Annotated in this window: 11 protein-coding genes, 1 tRNA gene and 2 pseudogenes; 9 read left to right on the forward strand and 5 right to left on the reverse strand. The window is 51.1% G+C overall.

Annotation, left to right across the window (positions count from 1 at the left end):
* Nucleotides 1-594 precede the first annotated feature (594 nt).
* Complete coding sequence (locus tag EM595_RS02945; RefSeq protein ID WP_067427718.1) at nucleotides 595-1,866, reverse strand: DUF445 domain-containing protein; 1,272 nt, start codon at nucleotides 1,864-1,866, stop codon at nucleotides 595-597.
* Nucleotides 1,867-2,511: 645 nt separating this feature from the next.
* On the opposite strand from EM595_RS02945, the gene EM595_RS02950 reads away from it, so the two are divergent.
* The 3 genes from EM595_RS02950 to EM595_RS02960 are packed head-to-tail and all read left to right on the forward strand — an operon-like array spanning nucleotide 2,512 to nucleotide 6,326.
* Nucleotides 2,512-3,240: a gluconate 2-dehydrogenase subunit 3 family protein gene (locus tag EM595_RS02950; protein ID WP_067427720.1), complete on the forward strand. Its 729-nt coding sequence runs from the start codon at nucleotides 2,512-2,514 to the stop codon at nucleotides 3,238-3,240.
* Between the two features lie 46 nt (nucleotides 3,241-3,286).
* On the forward strand, nucleotides 3,287-5,056 hold the full coding sequence (locus EM595_RS02955; protein ID WP_067427722.1) for a GMC family oxidoreductase: 1,770 nt from the start codon (nucleotides 3,287-3,289) through the stop codon (nucleotides 5,054-5,056).
* 4 nt (nucleotides 5,057-5,060) lie between these two features.
* Complete coding sequence (locus EM595_RS02960; RefSeq protein WP_067427724.1) at nucleotides 5,061-6,326, forward strand: c-type cytochrome; 1,266 nt, start codon at nucleotides 5,061-5,063, stop codon at nucleotides 6,324-6,326.
* Between the two features lie 69 nt (nucleotides 6,327-6,395).
* Here EM595_RS02960 and EM595_RS02965 read toward each other — a convergent pair whose 3' ends face one another.
* The gene (locus tag EM595_RS02965) at nucleotides 6,396-6,911 is read right to left on the reverse strand and encodes a YjjA family protein (protein ID WP_067427727.1); all 516 of its coding nucleotides are present in this window, start codon (nucleotides 6,909-6,911) and stop codon (nucleotides 6,396-6,398) included.
* Nucleotides 6,912-7,468: 557 nt separating this feature from the next.
* On the opposite strand from EM595_RS02965, the gene EM595_RS02970 reads away from it, so the two are divergent.
* From EM595_RS02970 to EM595_RS02985, 4 genes are all read left to right on the forward strand, one after another.
* Nucleotides 7,469-7,897 (forward strand): DUF2382 domain-containing protein, encoded by a 429-nt coding sequence (locus tag EM595_RS02970; RefSeq protein WP_067427728.1) that lies wholly within the window; start codon nucleotides 7,469-7,471, stop codon nucleotides 7,895-7,897.
* 27 nt (nucleotides 7,898-7,924) lie between these two features.
* Nucleotides 7,925-9,046, forward strand: coding sequence for a YsnF/AvaK domain-containing protein (locus EM595_RS02975; protein WP_067427730.1), 1,122 nt, complete (start codon nucleotides 7,925-7,927; stop codon nucleotides 9,044-9,046).
* 366 nt (nucleotides 9,047-9,412) lie between these two features.
* Nucleotides 9,413-9,497, forward strand: a tRNA-Leu gene (locus EM595_RS02980).
* Between the two features lie 199 nt (nucleotides 9,498-9,696).
* Nucleotides 9,697-10,962, forward strand: a complete 1,266-nt coding sequence (locus tag EM595_RS02985) for a tyrosine-type recombinase/integrase (RefSeq protein WP_067427732.1) — start codon at nucleotides 9,697-9,699, stop codon at nucleotides 10,960-10,962.
* Between the two features lie 306 nt (nucleotides 10,963-11,268).
* On the opposite strand, the gene EM595_RS02990 is transcribed toward EM595_RS02985, so the two are convergent.
* From EM595_RS02990 to EM595_RS03000, 3 genes are read right to left on the reverse strand one after another with little or no spacing between them, the layout of a single operon-like run.
* Nucleotides 11,269-12,516: a restriction endonuclease subunit S gene (locus tag EM595_RS02990; RefSeq protein ID WP_067427734.1), complete on the reverse strand. Its 1,248-nt coding sequence runs from the start codon at nucleotides 12,514-12,516 to the stop codon at nucleotides 11,269-11,271.
* Nucleotides 12,506-14,143, reverse strand: coding sequence for an HsdM family class I SAM-dependent methyltransferase (locus EM595_RS02995; protein WP_067427736.1), 1,638 nt, complete (start codon nucleotides 14,141-14,143; stop codon nucleotides 12,506-12,508). The genes EM595_RS02990 and EM595_RS02995 overlap by 11 nt, the downstream gene beginning before the upstream one ends.
* Nucleotides 14,137-17,223, reverse strand: coding sequence for a type I restriction endonuclease subunit R (locus EM595_RS03000; protein WP_067427738.1), 3,087 nt, complete (start codon nucleotides 17,221-17,223; stop codon nucleotides 14,137-14,139). Before EM595_RS03000 ends, EM595_RS02995 begins: the two co-directional genes overlap by 7 nt.
* 563 nt (nucleotides 17,224-17,786) lie before the next feature.
* Between EM595_RS03000 and EM595_RS03010 the strand changes: the two are divergent.
* A pseudogene (locus tag EM595_RS03010) lies at nucleotides 17,787-18,961 on the forward strand (IS3 family transposase).
* A 9-nt stretch (nucleotides 18,962-18,970) separates the two neighbouring features.
* A pseudogene (locus EM595_RS20560) lies at nucleotides 18,971-19,101 on the forward strand (TA system toxin CbtA family protein); the annotation flags it as partial.
* Nucleotides 19,102-19,161 lie beyond the last annotated feature (60 nt).

The raw sequence follows: 19,161 nt of genomic DNA on the forward strand, positions 1-19,161 counted from the left end.
CCAGGCTCACAATTCGCATACTCCCACCAATTTCACACTGCTCCTGAATTAGCCCTGAACTAACTTGTCAGGCGTTAAGCTTTTAATGTTTTCAGTCTTTTCAGTCTTTTCAGTCTTTTCAGTCTTTTCAGTCTTTTCAGTCTTTTCAGTCTTTTCAGTCTTTTCAGTCTTTTCAGTCTTTTTAGTGACTTAAGTGTCTTGAGTGTCTTGAGTGTCTTGAGTGTCTTGAGTGTCTTGAGTTTTTTCAGTGTTTTTGGTGTTTTTGGTTTTGACCTGGTTTTTGACCTTGGGGAGGCATCACAAACGCCGAGGCAAAAGCATTTTCCAGGGCGAGCCGCAGGGATGCGGCGAGAGGGCGCGCTGAGCTGGGAGCGAATCGCGTCCGGTCCGTCAGGAAAACGCTTTTGCTGAGGGAACCCGCTTTAGCGGGCGGTTGTGCTTGCCGGATAGCCGGGGTGCAGGGGCGGGGCGCATGCCGCCCCTGCTCGGTCGGCCCGCAGGGCAGAACGAAACAGCCGTTGACCTAAAGACCTTGACCTAAAGACCTTGACCTTAAAAGCCCGCCTGCAAGGCAAAACGAAATGGCCCCAAACTCTATCCCCCAATCCACTGCGGCAACTGCGAAAGCAAATACAAAATCAGTCCGATCGTGCCACCGACCAGCGTGCCGTTAATGCGAATAAACTGCAGATCCTTACCGATATTCAGCTCAATCTGGCGTGACATATCGCGCGCATCCCAGCCTTTCACCGTGTCGCTGATATGGCGCGTCAGGAAGTTGGCAAACTCCGGCGCCACGCTGCTGGCGGCCTGTTCCATATGCTGATTCAGCGAGGCGCGCAGGGCGCTGTCATTAACCAGCGTTTCACCGAACCAGCGGGCACCGGCGGCAACCTGCTGGCGCAGCCGCGAATCCTCTTTATCCAGATCGGCCTTCAACCAGCCGCGCACATCCTGCCATAGCTCGCCGATATAGCGATTTAGCGCCTCATCCTCTTTAATCCAGCTCTTCAGCGTCTCTGCCCGTTCAACCATTTCCGGATCGTGCTTCAGCTTCTCAATCAGCCGTTCTACCGCGCGGTTGAAGCCCAGCCGCACTTCGTGACCGCTGTTCTGGCTGACATCATCAAGGATCGAGTTAACCGCATTGGCAACCAGATCGGCGCTGTGCTCGCCCAGCCATTCAGTGGGCAGCATCTTCGCCTTCATCGGATGTTCACGCTTCAACCAGCGGACAATTTGCCGGGCAATCTGTTCACGCGTACCGGGCCGGTTAAGCAGCGCCAGCAGCTGTTCCACCGCGGCATCCAGCAGCGCCTGATGGCGATTGTTTTTGGTCAGACTTTCCAGAATCATCGCGCCCGACTGGGTTAAATCGACCTTATCGATAGCGGCATGCACCGCCTTGCGCATAAAGCGCTGAATGCGCGCATCGTCAGTGAGATCGAGGAAGCCGCGCATCAGCTGCAACAGGTGATAACCGACCCGTTCGGCATTAGCCGGCACGCTCAGCCAGTTCGCCACAATTTGCGCCGGATCGTGCCGCCGAATCAGCTGTAGCAGCGACGGTGTATCGAGGAATTTCTCCTGCACAAAGCGTCCGAGGTTCTCACCAATGCGATCTTTATTACGCGGAATAATCGCCGTATGACGCGAGATAAACGGCACCGGCACGCGACGAAACAGCGCCACCACCGCAAACCAGTCCGCCAGTGCGCCGACCATCGCCGCTTCGGCCACCGCTTTGATGCCGCTAACCCAGATACCCGGGGGTAAAAACAGGGTTACCACAAACGTTGCCGCCGCCAGACAGAGCAGCAGCAGGGCAATGCGCTTAACGCGTTTCAGTTCAGTTTCTTTATCCATAGAGAGAGTTTAGCGCGTCCTGTGAGCGGTAGAGGTGTCCGGCTCGTCGTGAAAAGGTGATTACTGTTTTATCACCCCGTCGTCGGTAGCCATTATTTATTACCTGGCCTGAATAATAACCGCTGGGCAACGGAATATCATTATTTGAGCATAATCGAATATAAGTGATGAAATCTGCGTGAATATCAGCCAGCAAAAATGGGTAAAGCCGCTGTAACCGGTTTAAACAATTACGTCTTGCACGCTTTTTATAGTGTTAATTGCATTGCGCTAAATTTATATATTTGCGTTTATTTTGTTAATTTAGTGTTGCTTTTCGGCGTTTCAGCTGTTTAAGGCAATGTGATTTATTTTCATAGGTTTAATGTGGGTATTATTTCTTTCAGGAATCATTTAAGCGCGATTTACCGCTGCGCTGACGGATAAAACCTTCCTCACTTAATTTTCCCACATTTTATTCTGCCTTTACCGCCGAATCGTTCAATGCGCTAAAAGGCGATCTGCATGCTTTCTTTATGAAAAACACTTTGAATTTTATTATTACAATTTGAAATGTCTGTATCCCTAAGATTGCCGGGATGTTTACCGATTATAACCCCAATTAACAATTGAATTACTTTCCTGGCATGTGAGAGCCGTGTACTGATGCTTCTACAAAAAGAAACCTCCAGACGTAAATTTCTGATGGGGTCGTTAATGGCATTGCCATTAAGCGGCCTGATTTATAAAGGCCTGACCGCCGCCCAGGCAGCCGAAATGGCTGCACCCGAATTAACCGACTATAAACCCATCTTTTTCAGCGCTGAGGAGTGGCAATTTATCCTCGCCGCCTGCGATCGTCTGATTCCCGCCGGTGGTAAAGGCAAAGCGCCTGGCGCACTGGAAACCAACGTGCCGATCTTTATCGATCAGCAGTTGCATACCGACGACTTTGGTAAAGAGATCTACATGGCCGGGCCGTTTGACCTGAATGCGCCTGCCACCATGGGTTATCAGATCCCTTACTACCCACAGCAGATCTACAAAGCCGGCATCAAGCTGGTAGATCAGTGGAGCCAGAATACCCATCAGCAGCCGTTCCATGCGCTGACGCAGCAACAAAAAGATGACGCCCTGACCCAAATGCAGAAAAACGGCATCGATTTCGCCGCGCTCGGGGAAAGCAACATGAAGTCGTCGCACCTCTTCAGCCAGCTGCTTTCTGATACCAAACACGGCTATCTCTCCGATCCGATGTACGGCGGCAACAAAGGCATGAAAGCCTGGATTGCCATCGGCTTCCCTGGCGCGCGCGCCAGCTACATCGAATGGGTGAAACAGCACAACGTGCCGTATCCACTCGGTCCGATCAGCGTCAAGGGTGAGCGCGCCTGATCGGCGTGCCGTCTCTCTCCGTTTTTGCATTTTTACAGGGTTTACAATGGCACAGGTAACTAAACCAGAAGTCGACGTCGTAGTCTGCGGCCTCGGCTGGGCGGGCTCGCTGATGAGCATCGAGCTGGCAATGGCAGGACTCACCGTTCGCGCACTGGAGCGCGGCCCCGATCGGGGTTACGACGATTTCGCCTATCCAAAACCGGCTGACGAATACGCCTATAACGTCCGTAATAAAGTGTTCGCCACGCCCGCTGAAGCCGCGGTCACCGTGCGCTACAACGTCGGCGAAACCGCACTGCCGACCCGCAAGTGGGGCGCCTTTGCACCAGGCACCGGCGTGGGTGGCGCAGGTCTGCACTGGACGGCGGTACTGATCCGTCCAACGCCAACCGACATCAAGCTGAAAACCTACGCCGATCAGGCGTACAAGCCGGGTATTCTGCAGGAAGATATGCGGGTGATGGATTTCCCGTTCAGCTGGGACGAGATCGAGCCGTACTACGACAAATTTGAAAACATCTGCGGTCAGTCGGGCAAAACCGGCAATCTGCGCGGCAAAATCCTGCCGGGCGGAGATCCCTTTGAAGGCCCGCGCTCTAACCCGTATCCGCTGCCTGCGCTGGACGACACGCTGAACAACACCATGTTCGCCGAAGCGGCCACCAAACTGGGCTATCATCCGTTCCCGAACCCGTCAGCCTGCGTATCGCGCGCCTGGACCAACCCTTACGGCAACCAGATTGCACCCTGTAACTACTGCGGCTACTGCAGTAAATATCCGTGCCTGAACTACTCGAAAGCCTCGCCGCAAACCGCGGTCATGGATTCTCTGAAGCGCATGTCTAACTTCTCTTACGAAGTGCACGCGGAAGTGATCAAAGTGGTGCTGCACGACGATAAGAAAACCGCCAAGGGCGTGATCTACATCGACGAAAACGGCGACGAGTGCTTCCAGCCAGCGAAGATTGTTGTGCTCAGCAGCTTCCAGCTCTACAACGTGCGCCTGATGCTGCTCTCCGGCATCGGCAAGCCTTACGATCCGGTCAGTGAAGAGGGCGTGGTAGGGCGCAACTATGCGTTCCTGAGCAACGGCGGTGCGACGCTGTTCTTCAAAGATAAAAACTTCAATCCGTTTGCCACCGCAGGCGCCACCGGCCAGATGTTTAACGACGTTTCGCCAGGCAACTTTGATGGCCCAGGCCTCGGCTTCCTCGGCGGCGCGAAAATTCACAGCTCGCAGGCCACCGGCACGCCAATTTCCACCTCACTGCCAAAAGGCACACCAAGCTGGGGTACCGGCTGGAAAGAGGGCATGGAAGAGTGGTACGGCCATTCGATGAAGATCAGCATCACCACCACCTGCCAGTCTTATCGCGATATCTATCTGGATCTCGATCCGAACTACAACGATGAGCATGGCAATCCGCTGCTGCGTATGACCTTTAACTGGAAACAGAACGAGCTGAAACTGCAGCAGTATCTGAAAGGTGTGGTTGGCAACATCGCCAAAGAGCTTAACCCGGACAGCATGAGCATGAGCTTCCTGCCGATGGAAGCGAACTTTGACCTGACCAAATATGTCTCGACGCACAACGTCGGCGGCGCGGTGATGGGCGACAACCCGCGTACCTCGGCGCTGAACAAGTATCTGCAAAGCTGGGATGTGCATAACGTCTTTGTGCCGGGCGGCAACGCCTTCCCGCAGAACTTCCAGGCGAACCCGACCGACACCATCGGCGCGATTACCCTGATGGCGGCGCAGGCGATCAAAGATCAGTATCTGAAAAACCCCGGCCCACTGGTACAGGCATAAGCGAATGAAATTGTTGAACCTTAAAACCTTTTTTCTCGCCAACGCCATGCTGCTGGGCGCGGTTTCCGTGCAGGCACAGGCGGAAGATGAGGCGCAGCTGATCAAGCAGGGCGAATACCTTTCCCGGCTCGGCGACTGCATGGCCTGCCACTCGGTCGCGGGCAAGCCAGCCTATTCCGGCGGTCTGGCGATCGATTCCAATCTGGGACGGATTTACTCCACCAACATCACGCCAGATAAAGAACACGGCATCGGTAACTACAGCGAACAACAGTTCAATGATGCGGTGCGTAAAGGCGTGCTGCCGGACGGCACCGGCCTCTATCCGGCAATGCCGTACCCTGATTACGCCAAAATCAGCGACGCGGACATGCACGCGCTCTACACCTACTTTATGAAAGGCGTGCAGCCCAGCGCCGAACAGCCGCCGGAAACCAGCCTGAGTTTTCCGTTCAGCCAGCGCTGGGGCATGCGCTTCTGGAACTGGGCATTTACCAGCGACAAGGCGTTCAAACCTATTGGCGGCGCTTCGGCTGAGATCAACCGCGGTGCCTACATCGTTGAAAGCCTGGGCCACTGCGGTAGCTGCCACACGCCACGCGGCCTCGGTATGAATGAGAAGGCGCTGGACAGCGGCGACGGTGATTTCCTTGCCGGTGGCAACCTCAACGGTTGGGAAGTGCCATCGCTGCGCGGTTTACCACGCTGGAACGAGAAAGAGATCGTCGATTACCTGCAAACTGGCCGCAACGATAAAGCGGCGGTGGGCGGTGAGATGACGTCAGTGGTTGAGCACAGCAGCTCACACATGACCGACGCCGATCTGCAGGCGATTGCCGCTTACCTCAAGTTCCTTGGCGGTAACCCACCGCTGCAGGCTGGCGATGCTAACGCGGCGCAGGCCACCGAAGCGAAACTCACCGCGGCGAAAAACCTCAGCGAAGGCGAGCGTCTCTATCTGGATAACTGTGGCGCCTGCCATTTTGTTACCGGCAAAGGCGCACCGGGCATCTTCCCGGAGCTGGATCAGGCAACGCTGGTTAACGCAGGCGATCCTACCGGTTTGATTCACACTATCCTGGTCGGTGCGCAGCAGCCTTCTACCGAGAAGGCGCCATCCACGCTGGCGATGCCGGGCTTTGGCAATCGTCTGAACGATGATGAAGTGGCGAAGCTGGCGACCTTTGTGCGTCAGGGCTGGAGCAACAAAGCACCGGCAGTGACCAAAGAACAGGTAGCCGAAGTGCGCAAATCGTTGCATCACGAGTAATCGAGCATGCAATAAACAAAAGGGACGCCGAGGCGTCCCTTTTTTATTCACGATGATCGGGTAAAGCGATCAGGAGATGAAGTTCTTGCCCTGCTTCAATACCACGTTGCAGGCTTTGGTTTTTAACTTCTCACCGAGCTGCGTATTGCCGAGGCTTTGCAGGTTGAGCTGCTGACCGTTGCCGGTATTCAGCAGGCCGGCGATGCCCTGTTGATAATCGGTTTTCTGTTCCTGCGCGGCAGGTGCGCTCAGGCCGAGCTTGCTCAGCACCTGATCTTTCACCGACTGCACGTTGTTCTTCACGACGTTGTGCTCAACGCAGTACTGCATGATGCCTGCGGCGTTGGTCATGCTGTTGGAAGCCACGGTTTTATCGCCGCCGTTAAGCAAGCTGCTCAGTGACGACAGCGACAGGCCACCATTCTGAGCCGCCGTGGTGCTGCCGGTGTTGCTGGTGTTGTTCTGCTGGCTGAGCTGCGTAGCGGCGCTGCTGAGCTGATCCTGCCAGCTTGCTGCTGAAGCGCTGCCTGCAACCAATAGCGCGGCCGCTGCCAGACTTGTTAATGTGCGTTGTGCGTATTTCATATCAACCTCAATGGACGTATCAGCGCAGGAACGGCGCGCTCAGAAATGCTGAGACGACATCATACGTGAGAAGTTCATTCAAAAATGCCTGCGGCGGCGGTTTTAAGACGCGTCCTGGAATGTGTTGCCGATGCGCTTATTTACTATTTAATCAGCCGTTTCTCCGACAAGGTTAATTAGCCCTCTTGTGTTGTAGTTGATATTTAGCGTTAAGCGTTTCAAAGAAGGTGAATATTAGTCGGAATGCTCCTGGTATTAACGATAAAAAAGCACGCCACGGCCAGTTAATATTACCGTCGCCTTGAATGTGACTGGCAGTGGATTTTGATTTTAATGATTAAAAAACAAAGTCTTGTGTTATTTATCTGCCGCTTCGCTTAGTGATTTTATGACTAAGTATTTCCACTGTTAGCAAGATGTTTTTGCGTTTTTTTACTTGGCAAGTCGCAATCTTTGTCTAGCATTAATAACAACGCAGCGACGTGTTGCAGCGAGATAATATGTATCGTGTCGGTGTAAAACGTTATTTAAATCAGCGGTAACTAACGGGAGAATATATGGCCGGGCAGCCTGAAGAAACACAGCGGCAGCCTGATATTCACGACGCCGATGACGTTGTGCTGAATCGCGTTGAAGAACAGGTTGAGCTCACTAAACAGCGAGTAGTGGATAGTCATGTTTCAGTTACCCGTTCGACTATCGAGCAGCAGGAAGTGGTCAGTACGTTACTGAACAAGGATCGCGTTGAGGTTAAGCATGTACCGAAAATGCAGTACGTCGATGAGATGCCAGCAATCAGGGAAGAAGAGGGCGTAATGATCGTGCCGGTAGTGGAAGAAGAGATTCACATCATCAGAAAGTTGGTGTTGAAAGAGGAGTTACACATTCACAAAGTGCAGGAAACCGTGCCCTTTGAAGAGGTGGTAACACTACGTAAACAGCAGGTTCAGGTAGAGAAAACCAAAGCGAAAGAGAACGATCGGTAATAACAGCCCAACAGAGAGGAATTTATCATGGCACACGAAAAAATCGTCACCCTGTTTGATACAGCTACTCAGGCAGAAGCCGCGAAAAAAAATCTCATCAAAGCAGGTTTCCCCGATCGGGATATCAGTTTAATCAGCGGTGAGCGCCTGCAGTCTGAAGGCAAAGCAATTCGTCACCCCAGCATCTGGCAGCGCCTGTTCGGCGAAACCGTCGACCGCGAATATGCCGACGTTTACAGCGAAGCGATGGATAAAGGCGGCGTGATTGTCTCATTGCGTGCAGCAGAAGAGGATGTCGCAAAAGCGATGACCATTCTCTACTCCCACGATTCGGTGGATGTCCCTTCTCGTGCACGTCGTGATGTGGTGGCTGATAACACCAGCCAGAACCGTGAGTTCGCCGGTGAAACCAATGACCGTGAGCCGCGTACCTCGCTGACCGGCGACGAGAGCGAAGAGGAGATTCTGCGCCTCGCCCAGGAAAAACTCGAGGTTGGCAAGCGCCTGATCAGCGAAGGTTCAACACGCGTCCGCCGCTATGTGGTTACCGATCAGGTCTCGGAAGATATTTCGCTGCACGAGCAGCACGCCGACATCTTCCGTCGCAGCGTCGACGAACCGGCTTACCACGGTGATATCGACTGGTCTGAGAAAACCGTTGAGATTGCGGAAAGCCATGAGCAGCCAGTAATCAACAAAACCGCCCGCGTTAAAGAAGAAGTGGTGGTGCGCAAAGATACCCGTGACCACGTTGAGACCATCAACGACACCGTGCGTCGTCAGGAAATCGATATCGATAAAACCGGCACGCCAGGCGCCGCTAACGTTACCGACCCAACCGGCACCGCGACAGCGAATACCGCGAACCGGACCGGCACGGCGAACGCCACGGCAACCACAGCCAAAGCCGCAAATCTGACCGGCGGCGCGAATACCGCCAGCACGGCTAACACAACGGGTAGCGCATCACGCGATTTTATCGAAGCGGATGACGCCGGACTCAACAGCACGCGTACCGGCTCCGCACATGCCACAGGTAATGGCCAGAACAATGGCAAACCGGGCATGGCTGAAAAAGTCAGTGAGAAGGTAAGCGAAGCGAAAGACAAGGTGGAAGGCAAACTCAAGCAGCACGACCATAGCCATTAAGCCCGTGTGAAAAGTGCATTATCTGTCTGACAACACGTAATACTTTTCAGCGTATTTGCACTATCGACAAGGCCAGCCGCAAGGTTGGCTTTGTTGTGTTTGACGCGCGTGTGTCTGGCGTTTAAATTCTGTTTGAGCTGTGTTTGAGCTGTGTTTGAGCTGTGTTTGAGCTGTGTTTGAGCTGTGTTTGAGCTGTGTTTTAGTCGCGTTGGAGCCGGTGCGGGTGGGCAGTCTCGATTTTGCTGTCGCCAGAACAAAACTGCGTAAGGTGATTTTTTCAGCACTTGGCGCACAGGCTGGTGGTTTAGACTTGCGCAGTTGGCGGGTAAAGGTATAATCCCCAACGTTTTCCGCATAACTCTTCGTGCCGAAGTGGCGAAATCGGTAGACGCAGTTGATTCAAAATCAACCATCGAAAGATGTGCCGGTTCGAGTCCGGCCTTCGGCACCAACAGTATGTAAATAGACCTCAACTGAGGTCTTTTTTTATGTCTATAATCCAGTCCCCGCAAGGCTTTGCCCCGCTTTTCAGTCAACCGACATCAATCTGAGTTACCCCACATCAACATGCTTGTGAGTATAGAACCGAGTATATATGCTGGTTCGATAATGCTTATATACTCACGGCAGCATATGGAAGGAATACCATCATGGCCCTGACTGATACCAAGGTGCGTTCGGCAAAACCTGAAGCAAAGGAATACTCGCTTGTAGATTGCGATGGCATGTTTTTGCTGATACACCCTAACGGCTCCAAATACTGGCGCTTCCGTTTCCGCTTCGGTGGTAAGCAACACCTGATGGCTTTTGGGGTTTATCCTGAAACATCCCTGGCGGATGCTCGTCAAAAGAGGGAAGAGGCCAGGAGGCTTGTTGCTGCCGGTGTCGATCCTCGTGAGCATAAGCGTGCAGTAAAAGAAGAACAGGCTAAAGAGGTCATCACATTTGAATCTGTTGCCAGAGACTGGCACGCCAGCAATCAAAAGTGGTCTGAGTCGCATAGTGGCCGTGTTCTTAAAAGTCTGGAAGATAATTTGTTCGATGCGATTGGTAAGCGAAATATCGCCGAACTAAAAACCAGAGATTTACTTATTCCCATCAAAGCCGTAGAAATCTCTGGACGTCTTGAGGTGGCTGCGCGTTTACAGCAACGAACTACAGCAATTATGCGATTTGCCGTGCAAAGTGGTTTAATCGATTACAACCCCGCACAAGAGATCGCTGGAGCGGTTGCTACAGCAAAACGGCAACATCGCGCTGCGCTAGAACTTAATCGTATTCCTGAACTACTTCATCGTATCGACACATATACTGGCAGACCACTAACACGCTTAGCTGTGGAGCTGACTTTGTTGGTCTTTATTCGATCTAGTGAACTGCGTTTTGCACGCTGGTCAGAAGTCGATTTTGAAAATGCTATGTGGACGATTCCGGGGGAACGTGAACCACTGGAAGGTGTGAAGCATTCACATCGAGGATTAAAGATGCGTACTCCTCATCTTGTTCCTTTATCACGTCAGGCTCTGACCATTCTGGGAAAAATCAAAAGCATGAGCGGAAACCGAGAGCTGATTTTCGTTGGCGATCACGATCCACGTAAACCGATGAGTGAAAACACGGTGAACAAGGCGCTGCGAGTTATGGGGTACGATACGAAAGTTGAAGTCTGCGGGCACGGTTTTAGGACTATGGCATGTAGTTCATTGATCGAATCGGGATTGTGGTCGAAGGATGCGGTAGAAAGGCAGATGAGTCACCAGGAGCGTAGTTCTGTACGTGCGGCTTATATACATAAGGCGGAACATCTGGGAGAGAGGAGACTGATGCTGCAGTGGTGGGCTGATTATTTGGATGCGAATATGCAAGAAGTTATCTCTCCCTTTGACTATGCCAAAATTAACAATCCATTGAGATAAGTTGGAACGAACCACTTCATTAATATTCATTTTAAATAAGACAATTCCAGCAAGGAGCAAAAATATACCCTAAATCGCCGGGATATTCTCAATAATGCATGTTCCGGCGATTTACTGAACTGGATTGACTGTCTAATCATAGTGAAAAGTAAGATCTTTGATGGTGGTTATAGGTCGTTGGGTGTTGTAATAATTAATACCGGTAAATGTGGGTGATATCCGAACAGAAATGGATGGTAAGGTTTTGGTTGTGATGAGTGAGGCGCAGTATGGATCTGGGCTGCGCCTCGCAAAACACGTTGGGGATTATTTGACCGTGACCTGTCCGTTCATAAGCAGGGGGAGGAGCCAGTCTCGGAGTTTGATTAGATCCTGATTTTCAAGGCTACGCGTAAAAATCATTTTATTGTATTCTGAAACAATATCGTCATATCGTTTCAATAATCCGGGTTCTGGGCAAACGACTTGCAGTGAATGCAAATCATCTTTTGTCATGGAACCAAATGTTGTGCCTTCCGCATTTCGACGATCAAATATCTGTTTGAAATACTTCATCACGTAGAATAAAAAGCCATCTGAGTGGCTTTTGCTGTTTAATGCCGCAAGCCCTCGCCCAATACAACAATCGGCATTGGCAATATTCATATCACCAACTGGCGCACGAACGCTGAGTAAAATATCACCTTTTTTCGCCATTCTTGCAGGTGATGTTGTGTACTGACGAGGAGTTGGGAAAAGCCAACCAAAGTCCGTTGACCCCTGGAAAAATAGCGTTCCGATTCCATCTTCGTTATAAGACTCACCGGCTGGAGACTGCCCCATTGTGATATTCGCTATTTGAGACAGCGTGTTAACCGCCCACCCTACCGGAACTTCCCGTTTCAGCGTGGCGTTATATGCCATCTTCCCGCCGGAGGTTTTATACGGTTTTCCATTGGCGTCAGGGAAATCAAACTGTACAAACCAGTAGTCGTACAACGTTTTCGCCATCGCTTCCAGTTCAGCGTTAATGCGATTGTTAAGGTCGATCTTATAGTCTAAAACAGAAAGAACCGAGACTATTTTATCTTGATATGCTTTTAACGGAACTTTAAATTTAAGCCCTGTAAGATAATCAATATTGATATTATCCTGAATACTGCCGCTTGCTGAATTTTGAATGGCCCTTCGAATATAAGTAAATACATAATGCATGAAAATCTCAGATGATTCCTTTTGATAAGCATTGAATCCAACAACACTATCTGGAAAGCACATGGGATAGCTAAGCAATGCAGTTTCAGCAATATTAGCTGCAATTGTTATGCATAAAGTATTTTTGGGCCAGATTTCACTCTGGGACAACCCAAACTCGTTATAACAAGAATGATGGCTATCGAGATACAGGCTTGCCTGCTTAACCTCTCCTGTTTGAACCAGAGGGTAAACACCATTTTTAAAAAGTTTAGGGTCGTTACGTGGACGATGACGAGACTTTCCTCGACGGAAAGAACCTAAATCTGATAATTTTTTATCCTGCCAATGACTGTTATATTTCGATGAGTTAAAAATCATACTTCAGCCCTGCCATCTGCTTCTTAATCTCCGCTTCCAACTCGCGAGACTGGCTAAACAAACTCTCCAGATTGTCAGTAAACTCTTTCATCTTCGCGGCAAACTGTTCCGGTGTCATATCGGTGTATTCAATTTTTATATCAAAATACTGCCCGGCGCTGAATGAGTAATTTTTCGCAGTGATATCGTCATAGCTGACCACCACCGAGAAATCCTCTTCGCTCCACTTGTTGTTAAACACTTCACAGATACGCTGCTCTTCTTCTTCCGTCAGTACCGTTTTCTGGTTTTTGCCGTCTTTGACTTTTTCACCTAAATTCGAGGCGTCGATCAGCACCACTTTCTCTTTGTTGCTGGCATCAATAAACAGGATCGACACGTTGGTTCCGGTAGTGGCGAAGATATTCGACGGCATGGAAACCACGCCCGCCAGCATCCTGTTTTTCACCAGATGTTCGCGAATCCCTTTATCAATACCCGACTGCGCGGTGATAAAACCAGTTGGGACCACGACCGCCGCCTTGCCACCCGGTTTCAGCGAGAAAATGATGTGTTGCAGGAACAACTGGTAAATCGCCATTTTGTCTTTGGCGGCTTTGGGTACTTTCGGTATCCCGGCAAAGAAGCGTTGCTGGTTTTCCTTGCTGTCCAGCGCGTCGCGGAAGTCGCTGAAATCCATCTTGAACGGCGGGTTGGATACGATGTAGTCAAAGCGTTTCAGCGCGCTGCCGTCTCTATGGAACGGGTGCAAAATGGTGTTGCCCTGGATAACGTTGGGGATCGAATGCACCAGATTGTTGAGGATCAGGTTCAGGCGCAGCAGGCTGGAGGATTTCTGCGAGATGTCCTGCGCGAAGATGCTGCAACGATCTTCCCCGATGGCGTGCGCCACGTTCATCAACAGCGTGCCGGAACCGGCGGACGGGTCGTAACAGCTTACGTTACGCACGACGCCCTGCTGTGCTTTCGGTACCAGAATTTCCGCCATGATGCGCGCCACGGCGTGGGGGGTGTAGTATTCCGCGTATTTGCCGCCGGAGTTGCTGTTGTAGTCTTTGATCAGGTATTCAAAGATGGTGGCGTAGAAGTCGAATTTCTGCGTGAAGATGCGTTCAAAGCTGAAATCTGCCAGTTTGTTGATAATGGCGCGGCAGAAGTCGTCGCGCTTTGATTCGTCGGCGATGTACTGGCTCAAGCGTTCAAACAGCACCACTTTTGCACCGCCGTCGGTTTTGACCGCGAAGACATCGTTGTTGGTGGCGGCGATGTCCATCAGGGTGTCGTCAAAGGTGTTGGCGAAATTGGCCTCATTTTGACGGTTGTATAAATACTGAATGAAGTGATGTGGCTTCAGACGCGCTGTGTCGGCGCTCATCTTCAGTTGCAGCTTATCCCGCTGTTCTTCACTCATCTGATTGAGCGCAACTTCCCATTTTTCGGCGCTGGCGATGCTTGTATCCACCTTTTTGGCTTCAAAGGCGAATTTGTCGTTTAGGAATTTGTATAGAAATGCCTGAGTGATGATTTTGAATTCGTTACCGTCGTTGCCCAGACCGTAGTTAGCACAAATGCTTTTCAGGCTATCGATCAGGGTTTTGGTTTTGTCTCTAAATTCCAGTTCTACCACGTACGTGCTCCGGTATTAAATTCGTTCAGGTATTCCGCCACAATCAGGCGGTTGATATCGCCAGCCGCTTTCGCACTGAGAGTGATCTTCTGTTGTTTTTCAAAGTGTTCCAGCACGCATGACACGATCTGGCGTTCAAAGTAGCTTTCATTGTTCAGTATTTGGCTATTGTTCAGCACTTTTCCATCCGCATCCTGCTTGACACCGAGCAGTGCTTCGAAGATTTTACGCTCTGGCTCGCTCAGGCCGCCGTGCTCGCGCAGGCGTTTGTGGGTACGCGCGTATTTCACATCGCCCCGGTATTTCTGGCGCAGCAGGTTGTTCTGACGGTTCAGCTCTTTAATACGGTCATGAATTTTATTGAGTGTGCCAATATTCGCAACCATTTCTTCCTGGGTGACTTCGCTGAGTTTCTTTTTCTTAAACAGTCGCTCCAGTTCGTCTTTCAGGCTAACGAACTGCGGGTCCTGCTGGTCGAAGTTGGCGGCCAGCGCTTCACGGGTACGGCGCAGCGTCTCTTTCAGTTCGTCAGCCAGCACCAGTTCTTCTTCGCCCACTTTGTGGAATTCAAAGATCACCTCTTCCAGCGCACGGTTCAACAGACCGGAGAGGTCAACACCCTGCTCCAGATCCGCCTTCAGGTTGAGTAAGTCGAGGCGGTGGCTGGCTTCGCGGTAGAGGATGTTGAGTTTGTTGAAGTCCAGCGCCTGGAGAAACTCAGTGTTGCCCTGGAGGCGGATCAGGTTGTACAGGCTGCGGACATCTGCCAGCGCGTTTTTTAGCGCCAGCGCGGTTTCCCGGTCCTGGATCTGGTTTATCTGGTCAGTGAAAATTTCTGCGTTTTCCGTATCGAAACTGAACAGAACGTCTTTAATGTGTTCAATTTCTTCGCGGATCTCTTCCGCCGATTTGAACAGGCGGGAATAGTGCTCCATTTCGTCGCCCAGTTCGGCCTGTAGCTCTTCGAAGTAGGCTTTGTTGGTGGCGTCAAATTCCTGGCGGATATCGGCGAAGTCCACCACGTAGCCGTAGCGGAAGTGGTTGTAGGTTCGGTTGACGCGGGTCAGCGCTTGGAGCAGGTTGTGCTTTCTGATCACCCGCCCGAGGTAGAGTTTTTTCAGCCGTTTGGCATCAAACCCGGTGAGCAGCATGTTGTAGACGAATAGCAGGTCAATCTCGCCCGCTTTGAATTGCTCCACCCACTCTTTACGTTCCTGCTTGCTGCCAATGTCGTGCAGGATTAGGGCGGCGCGTTTGATTTTCCGTGTTTCTTTGGCGTGGATCTGATAAACGGCAGCGGGTTCTGCGGCCTGTAATACAGGCATTTCGTCGGTGACGGTGGGCGATTCGGCGTAGTCGGCGTTGAACAATTCAAACATCTGTTTGGCCTGTTCAGAACTGTCACATATCACCATGCCGCCGATGGTGTCATCATTCAGCGCGCCCCGGCTTTTGGCAAAGTCGGTGACGATGTAGTTCAGCATCGGTTTGACGAAGCTGGGGTGGGCGTAAATGTATTTGCGATCAACATCGCCCATTCTGACTTCCACCTCTTTTAGCGCCTGTTGCAGGATCATCCGGTAGTTGGTGGCGATCTCTTCGCGGATCAGGCGCAGCGTGTAGCCATCGGCAATGGAGGCGTTGTAGTAGTATTTGTGGATGTAGTCGCCGAAGATATCACGGGAGTTGTAGTCCGTTCCCAGCAGCGGAGTGCCGGTCAGGCCAATTTTGATGGCGTTGGTATCCGACTGGCTTAAGTTCGCCAGGAAGCTCCCTTTAGGGTTATAGCTGCGGTGGACTTCATCGAGGAAGTACACGCGCTGGAGGCTGATGTCGTAGTCTTTGGTGGTGACGACGTCCGGTTCATCGCGGAATTTCTGGATGTTGACGACGGTGATTTCCGCTTTGCCGTGGTGATTGTGCAGCGCCTGCGTCGCTTTGATATCGCGAGTGAAAGCTTCGCGGGAGTCGATAAGGTGAACGATTAAGCCACGGGCGGTGAACTCGCGCTGCGCCTGCTGGAGCAGATCAAGACGATCGACAATAAAGTAGAATTTCGGGATCACCTGCTGGTTCTGGAAGTAATCCGTCAGGAAGCGCACGTTGTAGTAAGCCAGTGCGGTTTTTCCACTGCCCTGGGTGTGCCAGATAATGCCTTTTTTCACGCCAGCGTTCAGTTTGCGCTCGATTGCTTTGGTGGCGAAGAGCTGCGGGTAACGCATGATGTGCTTCTGGATGCCGCCCGGTTCGGCGACGTACACCAGCGCATAGCGCAGGATAAATGCCAGCCGATCGCGGCTCAACAGCGCGGTGCAAAGGCGGTTGGTCGGGCGGTTGTGATCTTTGTTGGTCTGAAATTCCGGGTTGGTACGAATGACTTCCAAATTGTTGTCTTTCAGAACGGCGATTTCGGTTTCTTCTGACAGCGGTTTCAGTAAGTTGGTCAGGTTGAAGAGTTCTTCTTCGCGGAAGTAGTTGAATACCGGGTTGCTGTATGAGCTGCTGGCGTAGAATGCCCCCTGAATCGGCTCCGGGTCACTGTCGTCATACTCCATGTTGTTGGAGAAGATCATGAACTGGGTGATATTGGCGAAGCGTTTGAATTTGGGGTTCTTAAATCGTTCGTTGATGCGGTTGCGTTCTGCGACGATACCTTCGCGGTTGTTGGGCTTTTTCACTTCGATAAAGATCAGTGGCATGCCATTGATCAGCAGCGTGATGTCCGGGCGGAACTCTTCATCGCCGTTTTCGCAGGTTAGTTCGGTGACGACATGGAAGCTGTTGTTGTTGAAGTTATCGAAGTCTATCAGTTTGGTGCCGGAACGGTCGCTGAGTTTTTCGAAGAAGGCGCGGCCCAGGTCGTCGTTGTCGAGAAGCAGCGTGAGGTCTTTTAACAGGCGCCCGATGTCGTCGGGCGCAATTCCGGGGTTAATTCTGCCAACTGCAGCGGTGAAAAGGTCAGGAAAGATGTTGGTTTCTTTGTCCCAGTGTTGTTCTTTCAGAGACAGGTAGCGGTAGCCCAGCCGTATCAGGTGGAGGATGACGGGGATTTTTACCCGGGTGTCTTCGGTGAATTTCATCGTGTTCCCTGTTTTTGGTATTTATCACGTCTCAGGCCATGCAGCGCCCCATAATCCCAGAACGGCTGGCAGTAATGACTGTTCAATTGATATCTATGTTACACGTTCTCTGTTAACTGCCCGAGTACATTTCTAGCGCTTTACTCGAAATGATAATCGCCATGACAGACTCTGAAATTTTTTGTGAAAATCAAGAATGGTTGCAAAGTTTCGTATCCAGCTCTGGTCGATCATGTTTTCGCTGGAACGTCGATCGGCGGTTCGCTGGGAATCAACGCTCATTTCAGACCAGAATACGCCGCTAAGGCAGAAGAACAGTAGCTGGTTCTGGTTCTGCATAATTCACTCAGATAACTGGTGAAGTCACAGATGGCGCAGACTAAAGCTCTGCATGGCACGAACCTCTAGTTCGGTGAAACCATCCTCAAAGGTCACTCAACCTGCGAATACGGGTTGTAGTGGATCAGTAATTAGGACGCTCAGGCAGTACTGTAGTGGCACACTGAATTTGGCCACCTGAATAGAGGTGATATCATCACCTCACAGTAAAAACAGGTGACATTATGACCGGACGTAACAGACGCAATTTTAGCCCCGAGTTTCGCCTCGAAGCTGCCCAGCTTGTACTCGATCAGCATTACACCGTTGCCGCCGCTGCTACGGCAATGAACGTCGGCAAATCCACAATGGACAAATGGGTTCGACAACTGAAAGAAGAGCGAGCGGGAAAATCACCCACTGCTTCACCCATGACACCTTAGCAGATTGAAATACGCGAGCTAAAGAAAAGACTTCAACGCGTTGAAATGGAAAGGGATATATTAAAAAAGGCTACCGCGCTCTTGATGTCAGACTCCCTGAACAATTCTCATTAGTTGAGAAACTCAGGGCGCGGTTTCCTGTTGCCGTTGTGTGCAACGTGTTTGGGGTTCATCGCAGCAGTTATAAATACTGGCGGCAGCCCAGGAAGCCTGACGCCACGAGAGTGGCATTACTGAGCCTTGTGCGTGAAGTTTATCGCGAAAGTAACGGCTCAGTAGGAGCGCGAAGCATTGCCGCGATGGTCACCACCAAAGGTATAAAACTGAGCCGCTGGCGGGCAACAAAGCTAATGAAAGCGCTCAATATTATCAGCTGTCAGCAACCTGGCCATCGTTATAAGAAGGCGTCTAAGGAACACATTGAGATCCCTAATTATCTGGATCGCCAGTTTGCTGTTACCGGGCCTAATCAGGCCTGGTGCGGTGATGTGACTTATATCTGGACGGGAAAACGCTGGGCTTATCTGGCTGTAGTACTCGATTTGTTTTCCCGTAAACCGGTTGGCTGGGCGATGTCATTTTTCCCTGATTCAGCACTGACAGGTAAAGCCCTGTCGATGGCCTGGGAAGCACGGGGAAAACCGGCTAATTTACTGTATCACTCGGATCAAGGCAGTCACTATACCAGCAGGGATTTCAGGCAGTTACTGTGGAGATATCAGATAAAGCAAAGTCTGAGTCGCCGGGGAAATTGCTGGGATAACAGCCCAATGGAACGGTTCTTCAGAAGTCTGAAAACAGAGTGGGTACCGGATAATGGCTACGCTAATTTTAGCCAAGCCAGCACGGCAATAACGAATTACATCACAGGATATTACAGCCAGCTCAGACCTCATCAATATAATGGTGGTTTGACGCCGAATGAATCAGAAAGATTGTTTTGGAAAAACTCTAAAGCCGTGGCCAGTTTTTGTTGACCACTACATCTGTCGCCCGTGACTATCTGGCAAATGCTGCTTAAACGTCTGCTGGAACAGCACTACAGTCTGATGCTAAACGACACATCTTTCAGTGATGAACCGTTATATAGGAACATATTGATGCTAGTACTCGTCTCTGATGCTTTTCAGTTAGTTCACACTTCTAAATTTTGTCGGCCATCGGCATAGTCTTCATC

The sequence above is a fragment of the Duffyella gerundensis genome, from assembly GCF_001517405.1.
GTDB lineage: Bacteria > Pseudomonadota > Gammaproteobacteria > Enterobacterales > Enterobacteriaceae > Duffyella > Duffyella gerundensis.

Excerpts from the sequence above, each read along its gene's own strand:
- EM595_RS02975 (WP_067427730.1), top strand. The coding sequence starts at position 7,925 with ATGGCACACGAAAAAATCGTCACCCTGTTTGATACAGCTACTCAGGCA.
- EM595_RS02955 (WP_067427722.1), top strand. The coding sequence starts at position 3,287 with ATGGCACAGGTAACTAAACCAGAAGTCGACGTCGTAGTCTGCGGCCTC.
- EM595_RS02960 (WP_067427724.1), top strand. The coding sequence starts at position 5,061 with ATGAAATTGTTGAACCTTAAAACCTTTTTTCTCGCCAACGCCATGCTG.
- EM595_RS02945 (WP_067427718.1), bottom strand. The coding sequence starts at position 1,866 with ATGGATAAAGAAACTGAACTGAAACGCGTTAAGCGCATTGCCCTGCTG.
- EM595_RS02950 (WP_067427720.1), top strand. The coding sequence starts at position 2,512 with ATGCTTCTACAAAAAGAAACCTCCAGACGTAAATTTCTGATGGGGTCG.
- EM595_RS02965 (WP_067427727.1), bottom strand. The coding sequence starts at position 6,911 with ATGAAATACGCACAACGCACATTAACAAGTCTGGCAGCGGCCGCGCTA.
- EM595_RS02970 (WP_067427728.1), top strand. The coding sequence starts at position 7,469 with ATGGCCGGGCAGCCTGAAGAAACACAGCGGCAGCCTGATATTCACGAC.
- EM595_RS02990 (WP_067427734.1), bottom strand. The coding sequence starts at position 12,516 with ATGATTTTTAACTCATCGAAATATAACAGTCATTGGCAGGATAAAAAA.
- EM595_RS02985 (WP_067427732.1), top strand. The coding sequence starts at position 9,697 with ATGGCCCTGACTGATACCAAGGTGCGTTCGGCAAAACCTGAAGCAAAG.
- EM595_RS03000 (WP_067427738.1), bottom strand. The coding sequence starts at position 17,223 with ATGAAATTCACCGAAGACACCCGGGTAAAAATCCCCGTCATCCTCCAC.